The 19,143-nt window shown below is 62.3% G+C and carries 15 protein-coding genes; 10 read left to right on the top strand and 5 right to left on the bottom strand.

Annotated elements, in window-relative coordinates; all coding sequences use genetic code 11:
- Positions 1-6 precede the first annotated feature (6 nt).
- The 4 genes from GSQ77_RS07385 to GSQ77_RS07370 all read left to right on the top strand — a co-directional run bounded on the left by GSQ77_RS07385 (position 7) and on the right by GSQ77_RS07370 (position 3,721).
- Positions 7-435: a F0F1 ATP synthase subunit epsilon gene (locus tag GSQ77_RS07385; RefSeq protein WP_158900597.1), complete on the top strand. Its 429-nt coding sequence runs from the start codon at positions 7-9 to the stop codon at positions 433-435.
- 291 nt (positions 436-726) lie between these two features.
- Entirely contained in the window at positions 727-1,410 is a 684-nt protein-coding gene (locus tag GSQ77_RS07380; RefSeq protein ID WP_254067506.1) for a PadR family transcriptional regulator, read from the top strand.
- 45 nt (positions 1,411-1,455) lie between these two features.
- Positions 1,456-2,298: a siderophore-interacting protein gene (locus GSQ77_RS07375; protein ID WP_158900593.1), complete on the top strand. Its 843-nt coding sequence runs from the start codon at positions 1,456-1,458 to the stop codon at positions 2,296-2,298.
- A gap of 115 nt (positions 2,299-2,413) precedes the next feature.
- On the top strand, positions 2,414-3,721 hold the full coding sequence (locus tag GSQ77_RS07370; RefSeq protein ID WP_158900591.1) for an MFS transporter: 1,308 nt from the start codon (positions 2,414-2,416) through the stop codon (positions 3,719-3,721).
- Here GSQ77_RS07370 and GSQ77_RS07365 read toward each other — a convergent pair.
- The 4 genes from GSQ77_RS07365 to GSQ77_RS07350 form a co-directional block, all read right to left on the bottom strand.
- Complete coding sequence (locus tag GSQ77_RS07365; RefSeq protein WP_158900589.1) at positions 3,697-5,097, bottom strand: dihydrolipoyl dehydrogenase; 1,401 nt, start codon at positions 5,095-5,097, stop codon at positions 3,697-3,699. The genes GSQ77_RS07370 and GSQ77_RS07365 overlap by 25 nt on opposite strands.
- Positions 5,098-5,373: 276 nt before the next feature.
- Entirely contained in the window at positions 5,374-6,942 is a 1,569-nt protein-coding gene (locus GSQ77_RS07360) for a methyl-accepting chemotaxis protein (RefSeq protein WP_158900587.1), read from the bottom strand.
- 312 nt (positions 6,943-7,254) lie between these two features.
- Positions 7,255-7,863 (bottom strand): hypothetical protein, encoded by a 609-nt coding sequence (locus tag GSQ77_RS07355; protein ID WP_158900585.1) that lies wholly within the window; start codon positions 7,861-7,863, stop codon positions 7,255-7,257.
- Between the two features lie 131 nt (positions 7,864-7,994).
- Entirely contained in the window at positions 7,995-10,196 is a 2,202-nt protein-coding gene (locus GSQ77_RS07350) for a DUF6600 domain-containing protein (RefSeq protein ID WP_158900583.1), read from the bottom strand.
- A gap of 252 nt (positions 10,197-10,448) precedes the next feature.
- Here GSQ77_RS07350 and GSQ77_RS07345 point away from each other — a divergent pair, with 252 nt between their 5' ends.
- The 3 genes from GSQ77_RS07345 (at position 10,449) to GSQ77_RS07335 (ending at position 13,698) form a co-directional block, all read left to right on the top strand.
- Positions 10,449-12,191: an AMP-binding protein gene (locus GSQ77_RS07345; protein WP_158900581.1), complete on the top strand. Its 1,743-nt coding sequence runs from the start codon at positions 10,449-10,451 to the stop codon at positions 12,189-12,191.
- 30 nt (positions 12,192-12,221) lie between these two features.
- Entirely contained in the window at positions 12,222-12,671 is a 450-nt protein-coding gene (locus tag GSQ77_RS07340) for a CoA-binding protein (protein WP_158900579.1), read from the top strand.
- Between the two features lie 91 nt (positions 12,672-12,762).
- Positions 12,763-13,698: an alpha/beta hydrolase gene (locus tag GSQ77_RS07335; protein WP_158900577.1), complete on the top strand. Its 936-nt coding sequence runs from the start codon at positions 12,763-12,765 to the stop codon at positions 13,696-13,698.
- Positions 13,699-13,843: 145 nt separating this feature from the next.
- On the opposite strand, the gene GSQ77_RS07330 is transcribed toward GSQ77_RS07335, so the two are convergent.
- Complete coding sequence (locus tag GSQ77_RS07330) at positions 13,844-14,593, bottom strand: transporter substrate-binding domain-containing protein (RefSeq protein WP_254067507.1); 750 nt, start codon at positions 14,591-14,593, stop codon at positions 13,844-13,846.
- Positions 14,594-14,847: 254 nt separating this feature from the next.
- Between GSQ77_RS07330 and hemE the strand changes: the two genes are divergently transcribed.
- The 3 genes from hemE to GSQ77_RS07315 all read left to right on the top strand — a co-directional run bounded on the left by hemE (position 14,848) and on the right by GSQ77_RS07315 (position 19,058).
- Positions 14,848-15,939, top strand: coding sequence for a uroporphyrinogen decarboxylase (hemE, locus tag GSQ77_RS07325; protein ID WP_158900575.1), 1,092 nt, complete (start codon positions 14,848-14,850; stop codon positions 15,937-15,939).
- A gap of 477 nt (positions 15,940-16,416) precedes the next feature.
- Positions 16,417-18,735, top strand: coding sequence for a primosomal protein N' (locus tag GSQ77_RS07320; RefSeq protein WP_158900630.1), 2,319 nt, complete (start codon positions 16,417-16,419; stop codon positions 18,733-18,735).
- Between the two features lie 38 nt (positions 18,736-18,773).
- Positions 18,774-19,058: a hypothetical protein gene (locus GSQ77_RS07315; RefSeq protein WP_158900573.1), complete on the top strand. Its 285-nt coding sequence runs from the start codon at positions 18,774-18,776 to the stop codon at positions 19,056-19,058.
- Positions 19,059-19,143: the final 85 nt, after the last annotated feature.

Raw genomic sequence — 19,143 nt, 5'->3', positions numbered from 1 at the left:
ATCAATATGGCAACCATTAAAGTAGACGTCGTCAGTGCCGAGGAACAAGTGTTCTCGGGTATGGCGAAATTCGTCGCACTGCCGGGCGAAGCGGGTGAACTCGGTATTTTGCCGGGCCACACGCCGCTGATCACGCGTATCCGTCCGGGCGCGGTGCGCATCGAAACCGAAAACGGCGAGGAGGAGTTTGTCTTCGTCGCGGGCGGGATTCTCGAAATCCAGCCGGGTACGGTGACCGTGCTGGCCGATACGGCGATTCGCGGTAAAGATCTGGATGAGGCGAAGGCCGAGCAGGCACTTCGTGCCGCGGAAGAAGCCGTGCAAAATACCGGGTCCAATCTGGAGTATGCGACGGCTCAGGCCGAGCTCGCTTACGCGACTGCGCAGTTGGCAGCGATCGCGCGCTTGCGGCAGAGCCACGGGCGGAATCGTTAAAGTGACGGAGATGAGGCGACGTAGATAAGGCGACGCCTTCGTCCGTTGGGCGACTGTAATATGCAATGAGAAGCCATCAGTGCTTCGTGATGGTGATTAAATTAAAGCCCACGTTTTTACGTGGGCTTTTTCTTTGTGTGCGGCGATCTGAGCGTTGCGCGTTCGAGCCGACGCGACCTGCAGGAGGCGGGTCGGTTGGAGCCACCCAGGAAAGAGCGACGTCTCCCTTGACAAACAATCTTAAGATATATATCTTAAGATATGTCTTTTGATATTCAAGGAGATTCCACCATGCGTCATCATCACGCACATTCGTCGAACGGCCGCGCCTTCGGCGAGCGGTTTTCGCTGCACGCACTCTGGCACGCCATCGGGCGCCATGATCATCGTCGCGGCGGCGGTCCTTTCGGCGGCGGCCCCAGCGGTTTCGGCGGCGAGGGCGACGGCATGCCACGCGGCCGCAAATTCACATCCGACGATCTTCAACTGCTGCTATTGGCGCTGCTGGCCGATCGGCCTAGCCACGGCTATGAACTGATCAAGGCGCTCGAAACACGTTCCAACGGTTTCTATACGCCCAGCCCCGGCATGGTCTATCCCGCGCTGACCTACCTCGAAGAGTTGGGTCATGTCACGGTGGAAGCGGAGGGCAATCGCAAGCGCTACGCGGTGGCCGAAGCGGGCCGCGAACACCTCGCGGCCAACCGTGAGCGAGTCGAGTTTATGCTCGCGAAGCTCAGTCACATCGCTCGCAAGATGGACTCGGTGCGCCGCGCGTTCGCAGGCGAGGAGGCTGGCGACGGTGTCCAGGAAGGTGGCTGGCTACCCGAACTGATACAGGCTCGCCACGCGCTGAAACACGCGCTGTTTCGCCACAGCGATGCACCCGCTGCGGAACAACGTCGTATCGCCGCCATCCTGTTACGCGCCGCGGCTGAAATAGCCGGCACGGACGATAGCACCCCTGCCGCTTAGCTCAACTGGGCCGCAGATTCGCCCAACATCATCATGGAGAACACCATGCCGAACAGGCCTAATCTTGAAATCACACGCGTGCGGCATCCGCTCAAGTTCCGTTTGCTGCAAGTCAAACGCGTTCACGCCGTCACGCCGCATCTAGTGCGTATTACGCTAACTGGCGACGACCTGCACGATTTCGCCTCCGATTCGTTCGACGACCACGTGAAGGTATTTTTCCCCGAACCGGGCGCGCAACGCCCGATCATGCCGACGGCCGGCCCACAAGGTCCCGTCTTCCCTGATGACCAGCCCCGGCAGGTTGCCCGCGACTACACGCCCCGGCGATACGACCGCGACAGTGGCGAACTCGACATCGAATTCGCACTTCATGGCGTCGGCCCCGCCGCCACTTGGGCAGCACAGGCACAGATCGGTCAATACCTGGGCGTCGGCGGCCCGCGCGGCTCGATGGTGATTCCGCAAGCTTACGACTGGCACCTGCTGATCGGCGATGAGACCGCACTGCCGGCTATCAGTCGCCGGCTCGAAGAGTTGCCTGCCGGCACGCGGGTTGCGGCGGTTCTGGAAGTAGCCTCGCCCGAGGCGCGCATCGACTTCGACACTGTGGCAGACCTATTCGTCGTGTGGCGCTATCGTAGCGAAAGTAGCGAAAGTAGCGAACGCAGCGAATCAGAACATGACAGCAGCTCGTTGCTGGACGCCGTGCGTGGCACCTATCTGCCCGATGGCGAGGGCTATGTATGGGCTGCCGGCGAGTCGGCGAGTATCCGCGCGGTGCGTCACCATCTGTGTACCGAGCGCGGTGTAGATAAAGCACGCATCCGCGCCGCTAGTTACTGGAAGCAGGGTGCGCAGGCTGTGCACGAAACGCTCGATGATTGACGCACACCGAGGGTGGCGGACTACAGGCGCCGTCAGCCTGGTCTGCAACTCGCCGGCTGACTCGATGGCCAACTTGGCAGTCAGCCAAGACCACCGAAACTAAAGGACATTGCCGATGTACGCATTGAGCAACGACCGCGAACGCCGCCTGCTCTGGCTGCTCGCGCTCACCCAATTCACCGTCATCATGGATTTCATGGTGATGATGCCGCTAGGCCCGCAGATCATGCGCGCGTTCACGATCACGCCCGCGCAATTTGCCACCGCCGTGTCGGCCTATTCGTGGTGTTCCGGTTTATCGGGACTGTTCGCGGCCACCTATGTCGATCGCTTCGACCGCCGTCGCTTGCTGCTGACGATCTACGCGCTATTCGCACTATCCAATCTCGCGTGCGCGCTCGCGGGAAGCTATCCCTTGCTGCTGATCGCCCGGGCGTTTGCCGGCATCACGGGCGGTGTGCTGGCTTCGGTCATCATGACCATCGTCAGCGACGTGATTCCGATCGCGCGACGGGGCACAGCCACCGGCATCATCATGACCGCATTCTCGTTAGCGGCGGTTGCCGGCGTGCCCGCAGGCGTGCTGCTCGGCGCACACTTCGGTTGGGCCGCGCCGTTTGCCTTGCTGGTGGTGCTGTCGGTTGTGATTTGGCTGGGCGGCATGCGCATCGTGCCATCGTTGGCGCAGCATCTGATTCATATTCCGCCCAGGCTGAGCCAAGTGATGCCCGAGCTATGGAGCTTGCTCACGCAGGGCCGCCATATGAGGGCGTTCGCGCTCACCTTCGTGATGATGACGTCGCACATGCTCGTCATTCCGTTCATCGCACCCATTCTGGTCGCCAACCACGGCGTACAACCTGCGCAGCTGGCTTGGATCTACATGGCAGGAGGCGTCACGACCTTCTTTACCTCGCGTGCGGTCGGACGGCTCACTGACCGCTACGGCAGTCGTCGGACGTTTCGTACGATTGCGGCCCTATCGGCATTACCCGTGCTCTTCATCACGCACTTGCCCAACATGCCATTTGTATTCGTCGTGCTGTTTTTCCCATTCTTCATGGTCGCGATGTCTGGTCGGATCATTCCGTTGCAGGCGCTCCTTACCACCGTGCCGCCAGCGGCCAGCCGAGGCGCATTCCTCAGCGCCAACAGTGCGGTGCAGGCGCTCGGCACCGGTTGCGGAGCGTGGCTGGGTGGACTGATGCTGTCCAGCACACCGAACGGACAGATCGCGGGCTACGGTATGGTCGGATGGACGGCCGTGCTGCTAATGGCCACGATGCTGATTTGGGTGGGACGGGTAAAAAGCGCACCCGATGGCGCCGCTGCAACGGACGTGCCCGAGTACGATGCGAGCGACGCGGTACCCACCGCGCCGCTCGCCGCACGAAGCACTCAAGCCGCGAGCGGGGGCAGTTGATTCGCCGCGTTGCGCAACGCCGTACGTAAGCCTTCCTCAACAACCGGATGGTAGAACGGCATTGCCAGCATGGCGTCGACAGTCAGCTCCATCTGCAGCCCCCAGGACAGCAAGTGAGCGATGTGTTCGGCATCGGGCCCGATCCATTCCGCGCCGACAAATCGCCGGGTCGCCTTGTCCACATACACGTGCATCAGACCACGGTTTCTCAGCATGACCCGGCTGCGGCCTTGATTTTCAAAACTGACCTCACCGACCACATAGCTGTCAGGCGCTAAATCGCTGAAAGCTTTACCCACCATGGCAATACCGGGGTCCGTGAACGCAATCGAAATCGGCGCGCGCCGCTTGAACGGCACCACAGTCGGGTAGTGTCCGGCATTGGTGCCCGCGGCACGTCCCTCATCGGCAGCCTCGTGCAACAGCAGCAAAACGCCATTCGAATCGCCCGCGACGAACACCGGGTGCTCGCCCGCTTGCAAGGTCAGCGGATCGAAGATCGGCACGCCCTGTGCGTCGAGCGCGAGCGATGTGTTCTCAAGTGCCAGCTTGCTAACGTTGGGCGAGCGCCCGGTCGCCACCAACACATAGTCGAACGTCTCGTCGATCGCGACACCGTCGACGGTGGTCACCTGCACCCGCACACCGTCTTCCTCACGCGTCAGCGATTTGATCTTGACCTGAGGCTCAAACCGAAATGCTTCGTTGAAAACCCCCCGGGCGTATTGCCTGATCTGCGGGTCGGTGAACGGGCCGACACGACCACTTCTGCCGAACACGCTGACGCGCACGCCGAGTCGAGCGAGCGCTTGCCCCAGCTCGAGTCCGATCACGCCGACGCCGAACACAGCGATACTACGCGGCAGTTCCGCCCAATCGAACACGTCGTCGTTGATGATCGCCCGGTCGCCGAGCGCGCGAAACACTTCGGGAACATCGGCCTTCGAGCCGGTTGCAATCACGACGCGGCTTGCTCGCACCAGCGTGTGATCGCCGACCTGCAAGAGCCCGTCGTCGACGAACCGCGCGTAACCGATCAAGTGGTCCTGCGCCGGAAGCGCATGGACGTCGTCGACGATAAACTCGACCAGCCGATCCCGTTCGCTCTTGACGCGCTGCATGACCTGCGCACCATCGATCCGTGTCGCGCCGTCCACGTGCACGCCAAACGGCCGAGCCCGGTCCACGGAATGCGCCGCTTCGGCAGCCGCGATCAGCAGCTTGGAGGGCATACAACCCACGCGGGCACAGGTGGTGCCGTACGCGCCGCCTTCTATCATGACTACTGACGCGCCGGCCGCTTTCGCCGCGCGATATGCCGACAGGCCTGCGCTGCCGGCTCCGATAACAGCAACATCAATTTCAATGGTTTTCATGGCATTTCTTCGAGTTAATTCAGCTTACACATCGGGGACATCGAAGTCGATACGACTTTCGTATATCAGTTTTGTCCCCGGGCATCGTAATAAAGGCATCCGAACTGCATGGCTTCACTGTATGCCGGTGTAGAGCTGGCGTTAATCTCCAGGAATTGCAAAGATTTGCTCAAACGGCTCATAAGGATGGATCGACGCGGATAGCTCGACCCGGGTAGGCCGGGTAGGCCGAGATAGGCGGACCCGGGCCTATCGAATCCGCGCGCGATCGGCGGCTTACGCGTCGCGCGTATCCACCCGAAATACCGCCACCGCGCTCGATAGGCGTCGCGCCTGCTCTTCCAGCGAGCTTGCGGCAGCCGCGGCTTGTTCGACGAGCGCGGCGTTTTGCTGCGTGACTTCGTCCATCTGAGCCACCGCGAGATTGACCTGATCGATACCGGTGCTCTGTTCGGTCGCCGCCGCCGAGATTTCATCCATGATCGAGCTCACCCGAGCGATCGCGTCGACGATCTCCTTCATGGTCGCGCCTGAGCGCTCGACCAGTTGAGCGCCCGATTCGACGCGGCCGGTGGAAGCATCGATCAAGCCCTTGATCTCTTTTGCGGCGCTCGCGCTGCGTTGCGCCAGCGAGCGCACTTCGCTGGCGACGACCGCGAAGCCGCGCCCCTGTTCGCCCGCGCGTGCGGCCTCCACCGCTGCGTTGAGCGCCAGAATATTGGTCTGGAACGCGATGCCTTCGATCACACCGACAATGTCGGCGATCTTGTGCGAATCGCCGACGATGTGTTGCATCGTGCCGACCACTTGTTGCACCAGGTCTCCGCCTTGCGCCGCGAGCGCCGAAGCACCTTGCGCGAGCGTGCTGGCTTGGCCTGCGTTCTGCGCGGTTTGTTTGACGGTCGAGGTCAGTTCCTCAATGCTCGCGGCCGTTTGTTCGAGCGATGCCGCCTGTTCCTCGGTACGTTGCGACAAGTTGATATTGCCCGAGGCGATTTCGCTTACACCGGTGTCGATCGACTCGGTGCCCCGGCGCACCGCGCTCACGGTAACGATCAGCGATTCCTGCATTTTCTTCAGCGCCGCGGCGAGTTTGCCCATTTCGTTATCACCGCCCGCGAGAACACGGCCCGTGAGGTCGCCATTTGCGATACGTTGGAATTGCACGATCGCAGCATCCACCGGATATACGATCGCACGCACCAGTGCCACGCGGCCAAGCCACGCACCCAATAGGGCCAGCCCCATGCCGACGAACACGGTCACGCTAACCGCATAGAACCGGTCCTCGGCCTCCTGATAACGTTGCGCGCCGCGATCCATTTGGAATTTCTCGAGCGCGAGCATCGATTTTTCGTAAGCGCTGTAGAGCGGTGGAAGTTTGTACGCCTGTAGTTGCATGAAGCTTGCCTTGTCATTGGCCCTCAGCGCCGTGACTGCCGGATCGACGCCGCTGTGCAGGAAGGCATCGCGCGCATCCTGCATGCTGGTGGCCAGGCGCTGTTCGTCTGAATCGGTGCTGGGGCGGCTCAGATAGTGAGCCAGGCGATCGTTCGAGATCTGCTGATATTGGTCGAAGCGCTTGAGCACCGCCGCGGCGCCGTCATGGTCGCCCAGCTCGACTAGCGAAGCGTAGGTCGCCAGCGCCAAGCGCAAGCGCAGCAATTGACCTGCGCTACCTTCGAGGTCGGCAACGGCAGGCGTGTCGACCGTGTACATCAACTGCAGCGCCGTGTTACCCGCGCGCATCGAGAGCAATCCGGCGGCTGCGCCGATAAGCAGGACAACTCCGAAAAAGGCGATGGTCAGGCTCAGGGAGGCGCGAATCGACAGGTTTTTCAGCATGACTTCCTTTTAAGATGCGAGCCGTCAGTGGGTGACGAGGCCAGCTATCCGTGCGCGGGTAGCGCTACGGTCAGGCGCCGCGCAGTTTGGATTCAAACGCGGCGCTGTCCTCGCGGTTAACGGCAAATCTGCGGGAAACTGAAGGGATCGAGCTGCGTCGGAGATCGGTGCGAGAGTGGCAACTTCGGGCGGAAGGCTGAAGGCTGAAGGCTGGAGCGAAAAAGAATCGCCGCGTTTTCTGCGTGCGGAATCAAGCGAAAAAAAGCCCCACATCGACATGCATGTGGGGCTCCTTAAACACTGCGAGAGCAATTACATCGGCGGCGCGACGCCATCCTTCTCGACAAAGATACGTGCGGCGCTAAGGCTATCCGCAGCGCCGGTCGCGACCACGAACACCTTCTTACCGGGGATCAAATCGGCGCGCGAAGCCGGCACCGGTGTGACGACCGGCACGTTTTCCGGAACCGTCACTTGGTTGGTGCCGCCCTTATACGACAGCTTCAGCTCGCGACCGTTGACGCCCTGCATCACGGTATCGACGTTGGCGTTGGTCATCATGCTGCCGGGCAGCAAGTCCCACGCGTAGTTGCCTTCGCCGGTTCCACGCGCCGATTCCGGAAACACCAGCACTTCGACAGCAACCTGCTTGCCGTCGGGGCCCGGCTTGCTCGCGGTGCCGATAAACGAACCTTGCTTGATATCGGCGAGCTTCATGCTTTTCAACGCGCCGACGGCCTGATCCGGTTTGATCGCGATCTTGACCGTATCGCCGCTGCGACGATGCACCGTCAACGTCGTTGCATCCACCGAGACGATCTCGCCGCGGATGCGCACCGGAGCGGGAGTCTGGGCAAACGCCTGGCTGCTAAACAGCGCAGCCGAAGCGGCCAGCATCAACAATTTTGCTTGTATTTTCATGATTTCGCTTTCGCCTAAGAGTGTAAGGAGTGGATCTCGCATGGGTCGCCGCTGCGTATCGACGCATAGGGCACGCACAGTGCGTCAATCAGTCTAGCTCAGCGGCAAAATCCGCGCTTGGTGCGGCCCCGTCAACCGTGACGGTCTTCATGCGAGCGTCCTTCCTGGCGATTCGCGTCGGAACGAGGCTCGGCGCGTGCACGATTTTCCGGCGCGGCTGCGTGCGGTGCCTGCTGCGTGCGCGGGGCTTCGCGAGGAGCCTCGTTGCGTTGGGGCTGCTGGGGTTGCGCTCGCGGCTCCAGTCGCTGCATCACAGGCGCATTGACCGTGCGCGGCGCAGGCGGGTGATAGGGCGGCTCCGTATGCTGCGCGGGGGCCGCGTACCGTGGCGCCTCAGGGTGCATGGCCGGCGGGCGCGATAACGTTACTTGAGCGGCTTGCTGACGTGGCGTTTCAACTTGGGCGGATTGCGGTCGTGATGCTTGATCGCGCAGCGCAGTCGGCCCCGGCATTTGGGCGCGAGGCGTATTGAATTGCGGCGCTCCATCACCCGGCATGTGCGGCGGCACCCCTTGGGCGTGTACCTCATCCAAACCTGCCGAACGTTGCGTCGGCGGGCTCGGAACACGCGCTTGCGGCGTAGCCATCTGGCGCGCGATCGGACGTTTCACTGCCTGTACCACCTGAAAGCGGCCCAGGCCTGAATTTCCCTCGACCGAAGCGATGCCGCGGTTCCCGCCATCTGCCGGCACCGCGCGGACCTCAGCCGGCGCCGCCTCATTGCGTATCACCGGTTCGCCTGCACCGGGAACACCACCACCGGGAACCTGTGCATTGCGCTGCGCCAGCGTGTCGCGCAGGGCCGGCGGCACAACCGGGGCGCGAGTCGCTACCACCTGACGCGCTTGCGCAAGCTGCGGCGGCTGTTCATGAGCAATCCGGGCATTCGGCATGAAGCTGGCGCGCACGGGTGCCACTGGCGGCGCACCATTGAGTACGCTCAAATGAGCCAGTTGCTCGGGACGCAATCGTTGCGCAATCGAGGCGACCTGCCGGCCCTGCACGAAGGCGCTGGCAGGTACCGCGGTGACCGCGCCTGGTATGCGACGGTTGATAGACCCGTTATTGATGGCGGTGTTATTGATCGTGGTGAGGTTCGTCACTCGCACGTTGCCCACATTGAGCCGGTTGTAATAGGACGGGCTGGCCTGATACGCCGGTCGCCACGCCTCGCCGGGCGCGAGCGCAAACCATGCGATGCCGGCAGCAGCAGCGCCGCCGACCGCCAGGTTGACGTTCCAGTTGTTGCCACCGCCGCCCACAAAAGCGACGAGCGCCGGTGAGTACACGGGTTGGCGCGCAGCTACCCTGGGGCCGGGCACCCATGCCCATGAGCGGCCGACATGCGCCCAGCGACCATAGTGAAACGGCGCAAAGCCCCACGCTGCGTCATCCTGCCAGGTCCAACCCCACGGCGCGATCCAGGACCATTGCCCTTGTTGGTATGGCGCCCAGTTACCCGATTGCGCCACGTGCGGCACCCAGATTTCGCCGTATGTCGGGTCGTTGCTCCAGGAGCCATTGGCATCGAGGTCTTCATAACCGGGGATTTCGCGCGAGACGTAGCGTGCCGATACCGCATTGTCTTCCGCCTGATCGCGGCCCGCGACCCACTGGTCGAAACTGTCCAGTGCCGGCGCCGCGCCGGCCTGCGTTTCCTGCAGATTCGAGCCGCTGAAACTAACTTGCTGACCGGCTTGCAGCGCGAGCGACCCGTCGCTGCCGTAGGCGGTAGCCGCGCCTACGCGTACGGTCACCGTCGACGTGCTGCCGTCGGGGGCGACATCGACCCGATACAGGCCCGGCGCGGCAATTTGCAGCGCCAGATTGGGCGTATCGATTTCATAGACGGTGCCGGGCGCAACAGCGCGCACGCGCAGATCGAACGTGCCCTGTGTCAGCTTCATCTGGGCCAGCGTATCGCTGAGTTCGACGAACTGCAGACTGGTTTGCGCACCGAGGCGCAAAGCGGTGGAACCGATGTGCAATTCCGAGCGGCCATTGGCATCCACCCACACCTGGTCGCCCGTGGTGAGCGGTCGGTTCAGCGGCGCATAGGCCCAGTCGGCGGAGCCCGCCGGCTCGAACGTGACCGGCCCGTCGATGTAGTTGAGCTGCGCGACGCGGCTTGGCGGATCGGCATCCGGGGTGGTTTGCGCATCTTGTGCGCGCGCGGTGGGTAATGCTGCGCCGAGTAATACGGTAAGCCCGACGGTGAGCCCGGCAGTGAGCCCGAATGCGCGCCCGGCGCGCCAGCTAAGAGTGAATGGCATAGCGATGTTTCCTTGCGAGGGCGCCGCTTACGCGCCTATAAATAAGTATCCGATGGCTGCACTTTAGCGACCTCGCACACCAAATGGATGACTAAAGTGTTTGCTTTGTAAGCAACTATGTCCAGGCAGGCCTAAAACAGGCCTAAAGCGACCAATACGAAATGACGGAAAGGCGGGTTCGAACGGATCGCGCCGGGGTGCCCGGAAGTGGCACAATCGACGGACTAGAAAACATCAGAACCGGAGATAGCGATGACGCAACAGGATCCGACCGCGGCGGCAGTCGGCGAAGCGCTGATTGAGCCCCGCGATAATCTCTCATACGTACGTGGCACGACCGACATACCGCTATCCAACCAGACCGTCTCGCAACTACTGGCCGATACCGTGGGCAGATGGCCGGATCGTCCCGCGGTGGTGTTTCGTGAACAGAGTGTGCGTTGGTCGTGGCGCGAGTTCGAGGCTCAGGTCGATGCGCTGGCCGCGGGGCTCGACCAGCTCGGTTTGGTCAAAGGCGACCGGGTCGGCATCTGGTCGCCCAATCGTGTCGAATGGCTGGTTACGCAGTTCGCCACCGCGCGGCTCGGCTTGGTGCTGGTCAATATCAACCCCGCCTATCGGCTGGCCGAACTCGAATATGCGCTGAACAAGGTCGGTTGCCGCGCGCTGATTGCCGCTCAGGAATTCAAGACGTCGCGTTATCTGGAGATGCTGCAGGAACTGGCGCCGGAATTGGCCACCGCTCAACCTGGCGCCCTGAAATCGCAGCGCCTGCCTTCGTTGCAGATGGTGCTGCGCCTGGGCGAACATGAAACGCCAGGCATGCTCAGTTATCGCGCGGTGGTCGCGGCCGGCGAGCGGTGCGTGAAACGTGAACGTTTGCAGGCGATCGGCGACGCGCTGGATTGCCACGAGCCGATCAACATCCAGTTCACGAGCGGCACCACGGGGCAACCCAAGGGCGCCACGCTCACGCATCACAACATCGTCAATAACGCGCGCTTTATCGCTCGCGCGATGCGATTTTCCGAACACGATTCGCTATGCATTCCTGTCCCGCTTTACCACTGTTTCGGCATGGTGCTGGCGGTGCTCGCCAGCGTGTCGACGGGTGCTGCGATGGTGTTTCCGGGCGAAGCGTTCGATCCGGCAGCAACGCTGCGCGCTGTGGCCGATGAGCGTTGCACCGCGCTGCACGGCGTACCCACGATGTTCATCGCGCAGCTCGATCACGCGGATTTTGCGCAATACGATTTGTCTTCGCTGCGCACCGGCATTATGGCCGGTTCCCCGTGCCCGATCGAAACCATGAAGCGCGTCGTGTCGCAGATGCATATGGCGGAGGTGACGATCGCCTACGGCATGACCGAAACGAGCCCCGTGTCGTTCCAGAGCTCGACGACCGATCCGTTGGAAAAGCGTGTGACGACGGTGGGCCGGATTCAGCCGCACCTCGAAGTGAAGATCGTCGATGCGCTGGATCAGGTCGTACCGGTGGGCGAGAAGGGCGAGCTGTGTACGCGCGGCTACTCCGTGATGAAAAGCTATTGGGATGATGAAGCGCAAACGCGCGGCGCGATCGTCGACGGCTGGATGCATACCGGCGATATGGCGACGCTCGATGAAGAGGGGTATTGCAATATCGTCGGCCGCGTCAAAGACATGCTGATTCGCGGCGGCGAGAACGTCTATCCGCGCGAGATCGAGGAATTCCTGTTCCGCCATCCCAAGATCCAGTCGGTACAGGTGTTCGGCGTGCCGGACCCGAAGTACGGCGAAGAGGTGTGCGCGTGGGTGATACTCAAGCATGGCGAGCACGCCAGCGAAAACGAGATCCGCAAATTTTGCGAAGGGCAGATCGCGCACTACAAGGTTCCGCGCTATGTGCGCTTTGTAGACGAACTGCCGATGACGGTGACCGGTAAGGTGCAGAAGTTCGTGATGCGCGACGCGATGATCGCGGAGCTCAAAATCGAGCCGACCAGAACCGCTTGATGCACGTGGGATAGCGATGAGGATGAAACGATGACACCGACCTCGAACGATGCGCTATATCGTCGCGTGCTGGAACGCGATCGAGTGATTGCGGTGGTCGGCTTGTCCGCGCAGGCAAGCCGGCCCAGCCACAGCGTGGCGGCCTATATGCAGGCGCATGGCTACCGGATCGTGCCGGTCAACCCCACTTATGCGGGGCGGCCCGAGGGCATACTCGGCGAGACCTGCTACGCCAGTTTGGGCGATGCCGCCGCGGCGCTGGCGGCGCAAGGCAGCGCGATCGGCATGGTCGATGTGTTTCGCCGTTCGGAAGAGGTGGCGGCTCTGATCGACGAGGTGCTCGCCTGCGGGGCGCGCTCGCTGTGGCTGCAGCAGGGCGTGGTCGACGTGCAGGCGGCGCAGCGTGCCAGGGCCGCCGGCCTTGATGTCGTGATGGATCGTTGCGTGAAAATTGATCACGCGCGCCTCATGTCGGTGTAGGATCTCGCGGCGCTAAACCGCGCTGCAAGCGGCGTGTATTCATGCTAAAGCTATACTCGGACCGATACGAAATAGTGAAGGATAGATAGAGATGGCGATTGATCAGGACTTGTTGAAGTACTACGCAAAACTCGCTGACGATTTCCCGCCGCTGACGTCGTCAGACGCGGCGTCTCGTCGCGCGCGCTTCAGCGAGATAGCGGCGCGTTACGCGCCGCCGCGTCCCGCCGGGTTGGCGGTGCGGGAACTGGAGCTGCCGTTGGCCGGGCGCACCTTGCGTGCGCGTATGTACCAGCCGACCGATGCCACCGGGCGTCTGCCGTTGATGGTCTTCTTCCATGGCGGTGGCTGGGTGGTCGGCGATCTCGACACGCATGACAACGCGATCGCCCGGCTCGCCGTTGATACGGGTATGGCGGTGTGTAGTGTCGACTACCGATTGGCGCCGGAATTTCCCTATCCGGCACCCACCGATGACGCGATCGATGCCGTGATGTGGTTAGCCGAGCATCGCGCCCGACTGGGCTTCACGCTCAATACGCTAAGCGTGGGCGGCGATAGCGCGGGCGCTCATTTGGCGACGGTGGCTGCGCGCCAGGCCAACACCAAGGTGCCCGGGCTGGTCAACGCCCAGTTGCTGATCTATCCCGTGGTCAGCCCCGACATGGCGACCGAGAGCTATACACGCGTGAGCAGTGGGCCCGGATTGACGCCGTCGGACATGGCTTACTTCTGGCAGGCATTTCTGGGGCAGACGCCTTCACCCGAAGATACCTGCGTGAACCCGATGGCCGCGGCCCCTGTCCGTCAGCCGGCCGACGCGGTGGTGGTGCTGGCCGGTAACGACCCGCTGCACGACGAAGGCCGCGACTACGCACGCTATCTGGATCAGCACGGCGGGCAGGTCGAGTTGATCGACGCTCACGATATGACTCACGGCTTCGCGCGGCTGCAGGCCGAATCCCCGGCGGCGCGCGCCTGGATGCTACAAGCGGCGCAGGCTTTCAAGAAAATCCTGAAAGCCTGACCGGTTGCCCGGTCAAGTCGAGCATGCCGACGCGCCCTGGACCCCAAGCGCCGCCGCACGCGGTGGCTCAAGACCTCACTTGAGCCACCTTATTTGAGTCGCTTCATTTACGCCACCTCGTTTACGCCACCTCGTTTAAGCCATCTCATTTAAGCCATTTATCGAACACTTTCTGGTAATCGCCCGTGGCGCGCGCCAGATGCAACCACTGGTCGACGTACTCCTGGAATACCACGTCGCCTTGCGGCAGCAGATACGCCTTTTCGCCGTACTGGAAAGGCTGATCCGGATGCACCGAGCACAGGCCCGGATTGAGTTTCTGCTGCAGCAGGGTTTCCGACGCATCGGTGACCATCACGTCGGCTTTGCCTTCGGCGATCTGCTTGAAAATCGTGACGTTATCCGGATACACGGTCACACTGGCGTGGCTGAAATACTGCTTGGCGAATTTTTCGTTGGTGCCGCCCGGGTTCACGATCACGCGCACGCCGGGCTGGTCGATCGCCGCCACCGTCGTGTATCGGCTCGCGTCTGCGCAGCGCACGATGGGCGTCTTGCCGTCGACCATATAAGGCTGCGTGAAGAACGCGCGCTTTTGACGCTCGAGCGTAGGCGACACGCCGCCCACAGCGATATCGCACTTGGCGACAAAATCGTTCATCAGGTTGGACCACGTGGTTTTGACGTATTCGACCTTCACATTGAGCGATTTGGCGAGTGCTTCAGTCAGGTCGATGTCGATGCCTTCGAAGCCGCCGTCGCTGCGCAGGAACGAATAAGGTTTGTAATCGCCGGTCGTGCAGGCGCGCAGCGTGCCGCGGCTGATGATGTCGTCGAGGCGCGAATGAGGCGGCGTCTGCGCCTGCACCGCGGGACTGCACAGCGCACTCAACATACTCAACGCGGCAAGCGAGCCGCAATGGCGTGTCATTCTCGTAAGGGTCGTTTTCGTTTTTTTCATGTTGTCTCCTGATCCGGTGGGCCCGGTTTCGTATAGGTATGAGATGACGGTACAAGCACTGCGGATCATAACGGGATAGCCGCGCGCCGATAAAGAGCGTGTAGACCCTAGTCCGGTCGACGAACTAGCGCGTCGCATTCAGGCGCGGTCCGGTAAAATAGCGGATTGCCTTTCTGAGCAGCTGCGCCGTGGCCCAAACTACCTTCCTGAACGACACATTCCTGCGTGCCCTGTTGCGCCAACCGACGGAGCACACTCCTGTCTGGCTGATGCGGCAGGCTGGCCGTTATCTGCCCGAATACAACGCCACGCGCGCACGCGCCGGTAGCTTTCTGAGCCTGGCGAAGAATCCCGACTACGCGACCGAAGTCACGTTGCAGCCGCTCGATCGCTATCCGCTCGATGCCGCCATCCTTTTTTCGGACATCCTGACGGTGCCCGATGCAATGGGGTTGGGGCTTGATTTTGTCGCAGGCGAAGGGCCGCGGTTCCTGCATCCGGTGCGCACCGAAGCGGACGTGGCGCGCCTGGCCGTACCCGATATCGATACGACACTGCGCTATGTCACCGACGCCGTAAGCCAGATCCGGCGTGCGCTCACCGATGACCAGGGGCGCCAACGCGTGCCGCTGATCGGTTTCTCCGGCAGCCCCTGGACGCTCGCGTGTTATATGGTCGAGGGTGCTGGCTCGGCCGATTTTCGTACCGTCAAAGCGATGTTGTACAGCCGTCCCGACTTGATGCAGCGAATCCTCGAAATCAACGCACAATCGGTTGCCGCCTATTTGAACGCACAGATCGCCGCGGGCGCGCAAGCCGTGATGATTTTCGACACGTGGGGCGGCGCGTTGGCCGACGGCATTTATCAGCGCTTTTCGCTGGCCTACATCGAGCAGGTGGTCGCGCAACTGCAGCGCGAGCGCGATGGCACGCGCGTACCGGTGATCACCTTTACCAAGGGCGGCGGTCAGTGGCTGGAAGCGATCGCGGCAACGGGCGTCGACGCGGTGGGACTGGATTGGACCACCGATATCGGTCGCGCCCGCGAACGAATTGGCGACAAGGTCGCGCTGCAGGGTAACCTTGATCCGAGCGTGCTGTTTGCGCCGCCGCAAGTGGTGCGCGCTGAGGCCCGGGCGCTGCTGGAACGCTTTGGCAACCACCCGGGGCATGTTTTCAACCTCGGTCATGGCATTTCGCAGTTCACGCCGCCGGAGATCGTCGTCGAACTGATCGATGAAGTACACACGCATAGTCGGAAGATGCGGCAGTCGATTTAGGGGCGGGTTGCACTGCACACTTTTTTCGACCCCGGACATACCCTGTAATAGGACTGAAAGCCGCGCAGCGAGGGCTGATCAGGTTTGTCAAGGTGGGACTTATACACATTTTTTTCGCTGCACTGCAGCGGCGTCGGATTTTTTAGATAACAACCCGAAATGTTACGTATCAGCCGCTAAGTCGTTGTTTTGAAAAGCATCAAATCGGCTGCTCCGAATTCGCGTAAACCGATGAGGTGGCGGCAAATCGGCCTTTGCGGCCGGCCGGCCGGCAGTTTTCAACAGAGTTATCCACAGCCAATGTGGACAGTTTCAAAAGCCTAAATGAATCTGCCACTTAGCGACGAACTTGATGCAACACTTTAACTTGCTGAACTCGATTTTCAGGGCGCGGACGCGGCTCGCGCGCCACACCGGCGATGCCGAACGGGTGGGTCGGCCGCTGATCTTTACGGGTTTTTTGTGACCGAGTCAGGCGTGTGCGACGTGTTCGTGCGGGTGGCGCTCGACCATCCGATTCCGACTCTGTTCGACTACCGTTGCCTGATTCACCCGCTGCCGAGAGTGGGGCAAATGGTTCAAGTCCCGTTTGGCAAGCGTAGCGTGGCCGGGCTGGTTTGTGAGGTGACCCACACGTCTGACGTACCTGCCGAGCGCTTGCGCAATGTGCAGGCGGTGTGTTCGGATTGCCCGCCCTTGTCGGCGCAATGGCTGGCGCTGGTGAGTTTTGCCGCCGACTACTATCAGCGCGGCCTTGGTGAAGTGGCGCTGCCTTCGCTGCCGCAGCCGTTGCGCGATGCGTCGCGCTGGGGGCGCCTGCTCGCGCTCGAAACGTATTATCAAATTTTGCCCTCGGGGCGAGAGGCGTTGCTCGCGTCGCTGCCGGCTCGGGCGTTGGCTCTGCGGCGTTTGGCGCAAGCCTTGATCGACGCCGAGTCCCTTTCGCTGGGCGCGGCGCGCGCGCTGCATCCCAAGGCGGCGGCGACGCTGGAAGCTTGGCATGAATCCGGTTGGATCGGGCGCGCGAGCGGTACGTTGGGTGGCGGCGATCAGGGTGAGTGGTCGGCGGCCGCGGCGCCGGCAGACGCACACCTGCCCATGGTCTCGCCCGCGCCGCTTTCCGCACCCTATGCCGCGACGCGTGCCGACCCCATAGCGGCCCCCGTGCTCAACGCCGAGCAGCAACACGCTTGCGACGCCATTTGCAACGCGGGCGGCTTTGCGGCATTTCTTCTGCATGGCGTGACGGGCAGCGGCAAGACCGAGGTCTATCTGCAATCGCTCGCCGCGCTGCTTGCGCGTGCGCGCGACGCCCAAGTGCTGTTGCTGGTGCCGGAAATCAACCTGACGCCGCAATTCGAAGCGCTCTTCAGGGCTCGATTTGCGCACTTGCCCGACGCGGCCATTGTCACGTTGCACAGCGGACTGGCCGAGGGCGAGCGTGCTCGGCACTGGCTCGCCGCTCACACTGGCCAGGCGCGCATCGTCCTCGGGACGCGCCTGGCGATTCTGGCGTCGCTGCCGCATTTGGCGATGATCGTCGTCGACGAGGAGCACGAAGCCGCCTACAAGCAGCAGGAAGGCCTGCGCTATTCGGCTCGTGATCTCGCGGTGTGGCGCGCCAAGCAATTGAATATCCCCGTGGTGCTGGGCTCGGCCACGCCTTCGCTCGAAAGCTGGTGGCAGGCCGATCAGGGGCGGTACACGCGGCTCACGCTAAGCCATCGGGCGGTCGCGGCCGCCACCCTGCCTGCGGTGCGCCTGGTCGATCTCGATCACGAAAAACGGCGCGGTCGCGCCTCGGTCGAAGGGCTGTCGGTACCCTTGCTGGCTGCGCTCAAGGACCGTCTGGCGCGCCAGGAGCAAAGCCTGATTTTCTTGAACCGGCGCGGCTACGCACCGGTGTTGTCGTGCGACGCCTGCGGTTGGGTGGCGGGTTGTCCGCGATGTTCGGCTTATGTGGTGCTGCACAAACCCGAACGCGCAATGCGTTGCCACCACTGCGGCTGGGAATCGAAGATTCCGAGCGCCTGCCCGGAGTGCGGCAATGTCGATATTGCACCCTTGGGCCGCGGCACCCAGCGTGTCGAGGAGGCGCTGGCCGGCGCGTTGCCGCAAGCGCGCATCCTGCGTATCGACGCCGACAGCACGCGTCGCAAGGGTAGTGCGCAAGCACTGTTCTCCGACGTGCATGCCGGCGAGGTCGATATCCTGGTCGGCACGCAAATGATTGCGAAGGGGCATGATTTCCAGCGCGTCACCCTGGTGGGGGTGCTCAACGCCGATACGGCGCTTTTTTCCCATGATTTTCGCGCCAGCGAGCGGCTCTTTGCCCAACTGATGCAGGTCAGCGGACGCGCGGGCCGCGCGGGACTGGCCGGTGAAGTGCTGATCCAGACGCGCTATCCAAGCCATACCCTCTATAACGCGCTAGGCCGTCACGACTATCCCGGTTTTGCGCGTTCGACGCTGACCGAGCGTCGGCAGGCGCAATTGCCGCCCTTTGTCTATCAAGCCCTGCTGCGCGCCGAAGGCCGCACGATTGAGCTGGCGCTGGGCTTCCTGCAACAGGCGGCGGCAGCGCTCGATACGGTGCCCGGCGCCGAGCGCGTGATGCGCTACGATCCGGTGCCGCTGACCATCGTCAAGGTCATGCATGTGCACCGCGCGCAGTTGCTGATTGAATGTGCTTCGCGAGTCGTGCTGCAGTCGGTACTGCACGCCTGGCACCCGCAATTACGCGCACTCAAGGGCGCGTTGCGCTGGACCGTCGAAGTCGATCCGCTCGACATTTGAGGTCTCTCCGCGATATACGCCTCGCGGTATATCCATATATGAAGACGGGCGCCAACGCAGATGCTGGAGGAAACGCGAAAGCGGATCCGAGAGCCGAGCTCGGCCCGGTCCAGCGGCACGCATCGCCGCGCACGTGCGGGCGTTGCCGCCATGCGATTGGCGGCGGCGCGGTGATGGAGCAGCAGATTCGCGGGCTACGCACTTTGGGCTCCGGCTTTGGCTCCAGCATCGGGGCCAGCCGGTTATGCCAATTGCATGATCAGTTGGTCGACCCGGGCGACGCTTGCCTGGAGTTCTCGCAGAACCTTGATTTCGAACAATGAGTTGGCCGGTAGCGCGGGCGACGCCTCAATGACGGGTTGTACCGTGAAAGAGCCGAGGGAAAACCACTACGACCATTTTGCTCGG

The sequence above is a fragment of the Burkholderia sp. L27(2015) genome (assembly GCF_009765705.1).
Classification (GTDB): domain Bacteria; phylum Pseudomonadota; class Gammaproteobacteria; order Burkholderiales; family Burkholderiaceae; genus LMUX01.
This window is presented reverse-complemented; position numbering and strand designations above follow the sequence as displayed.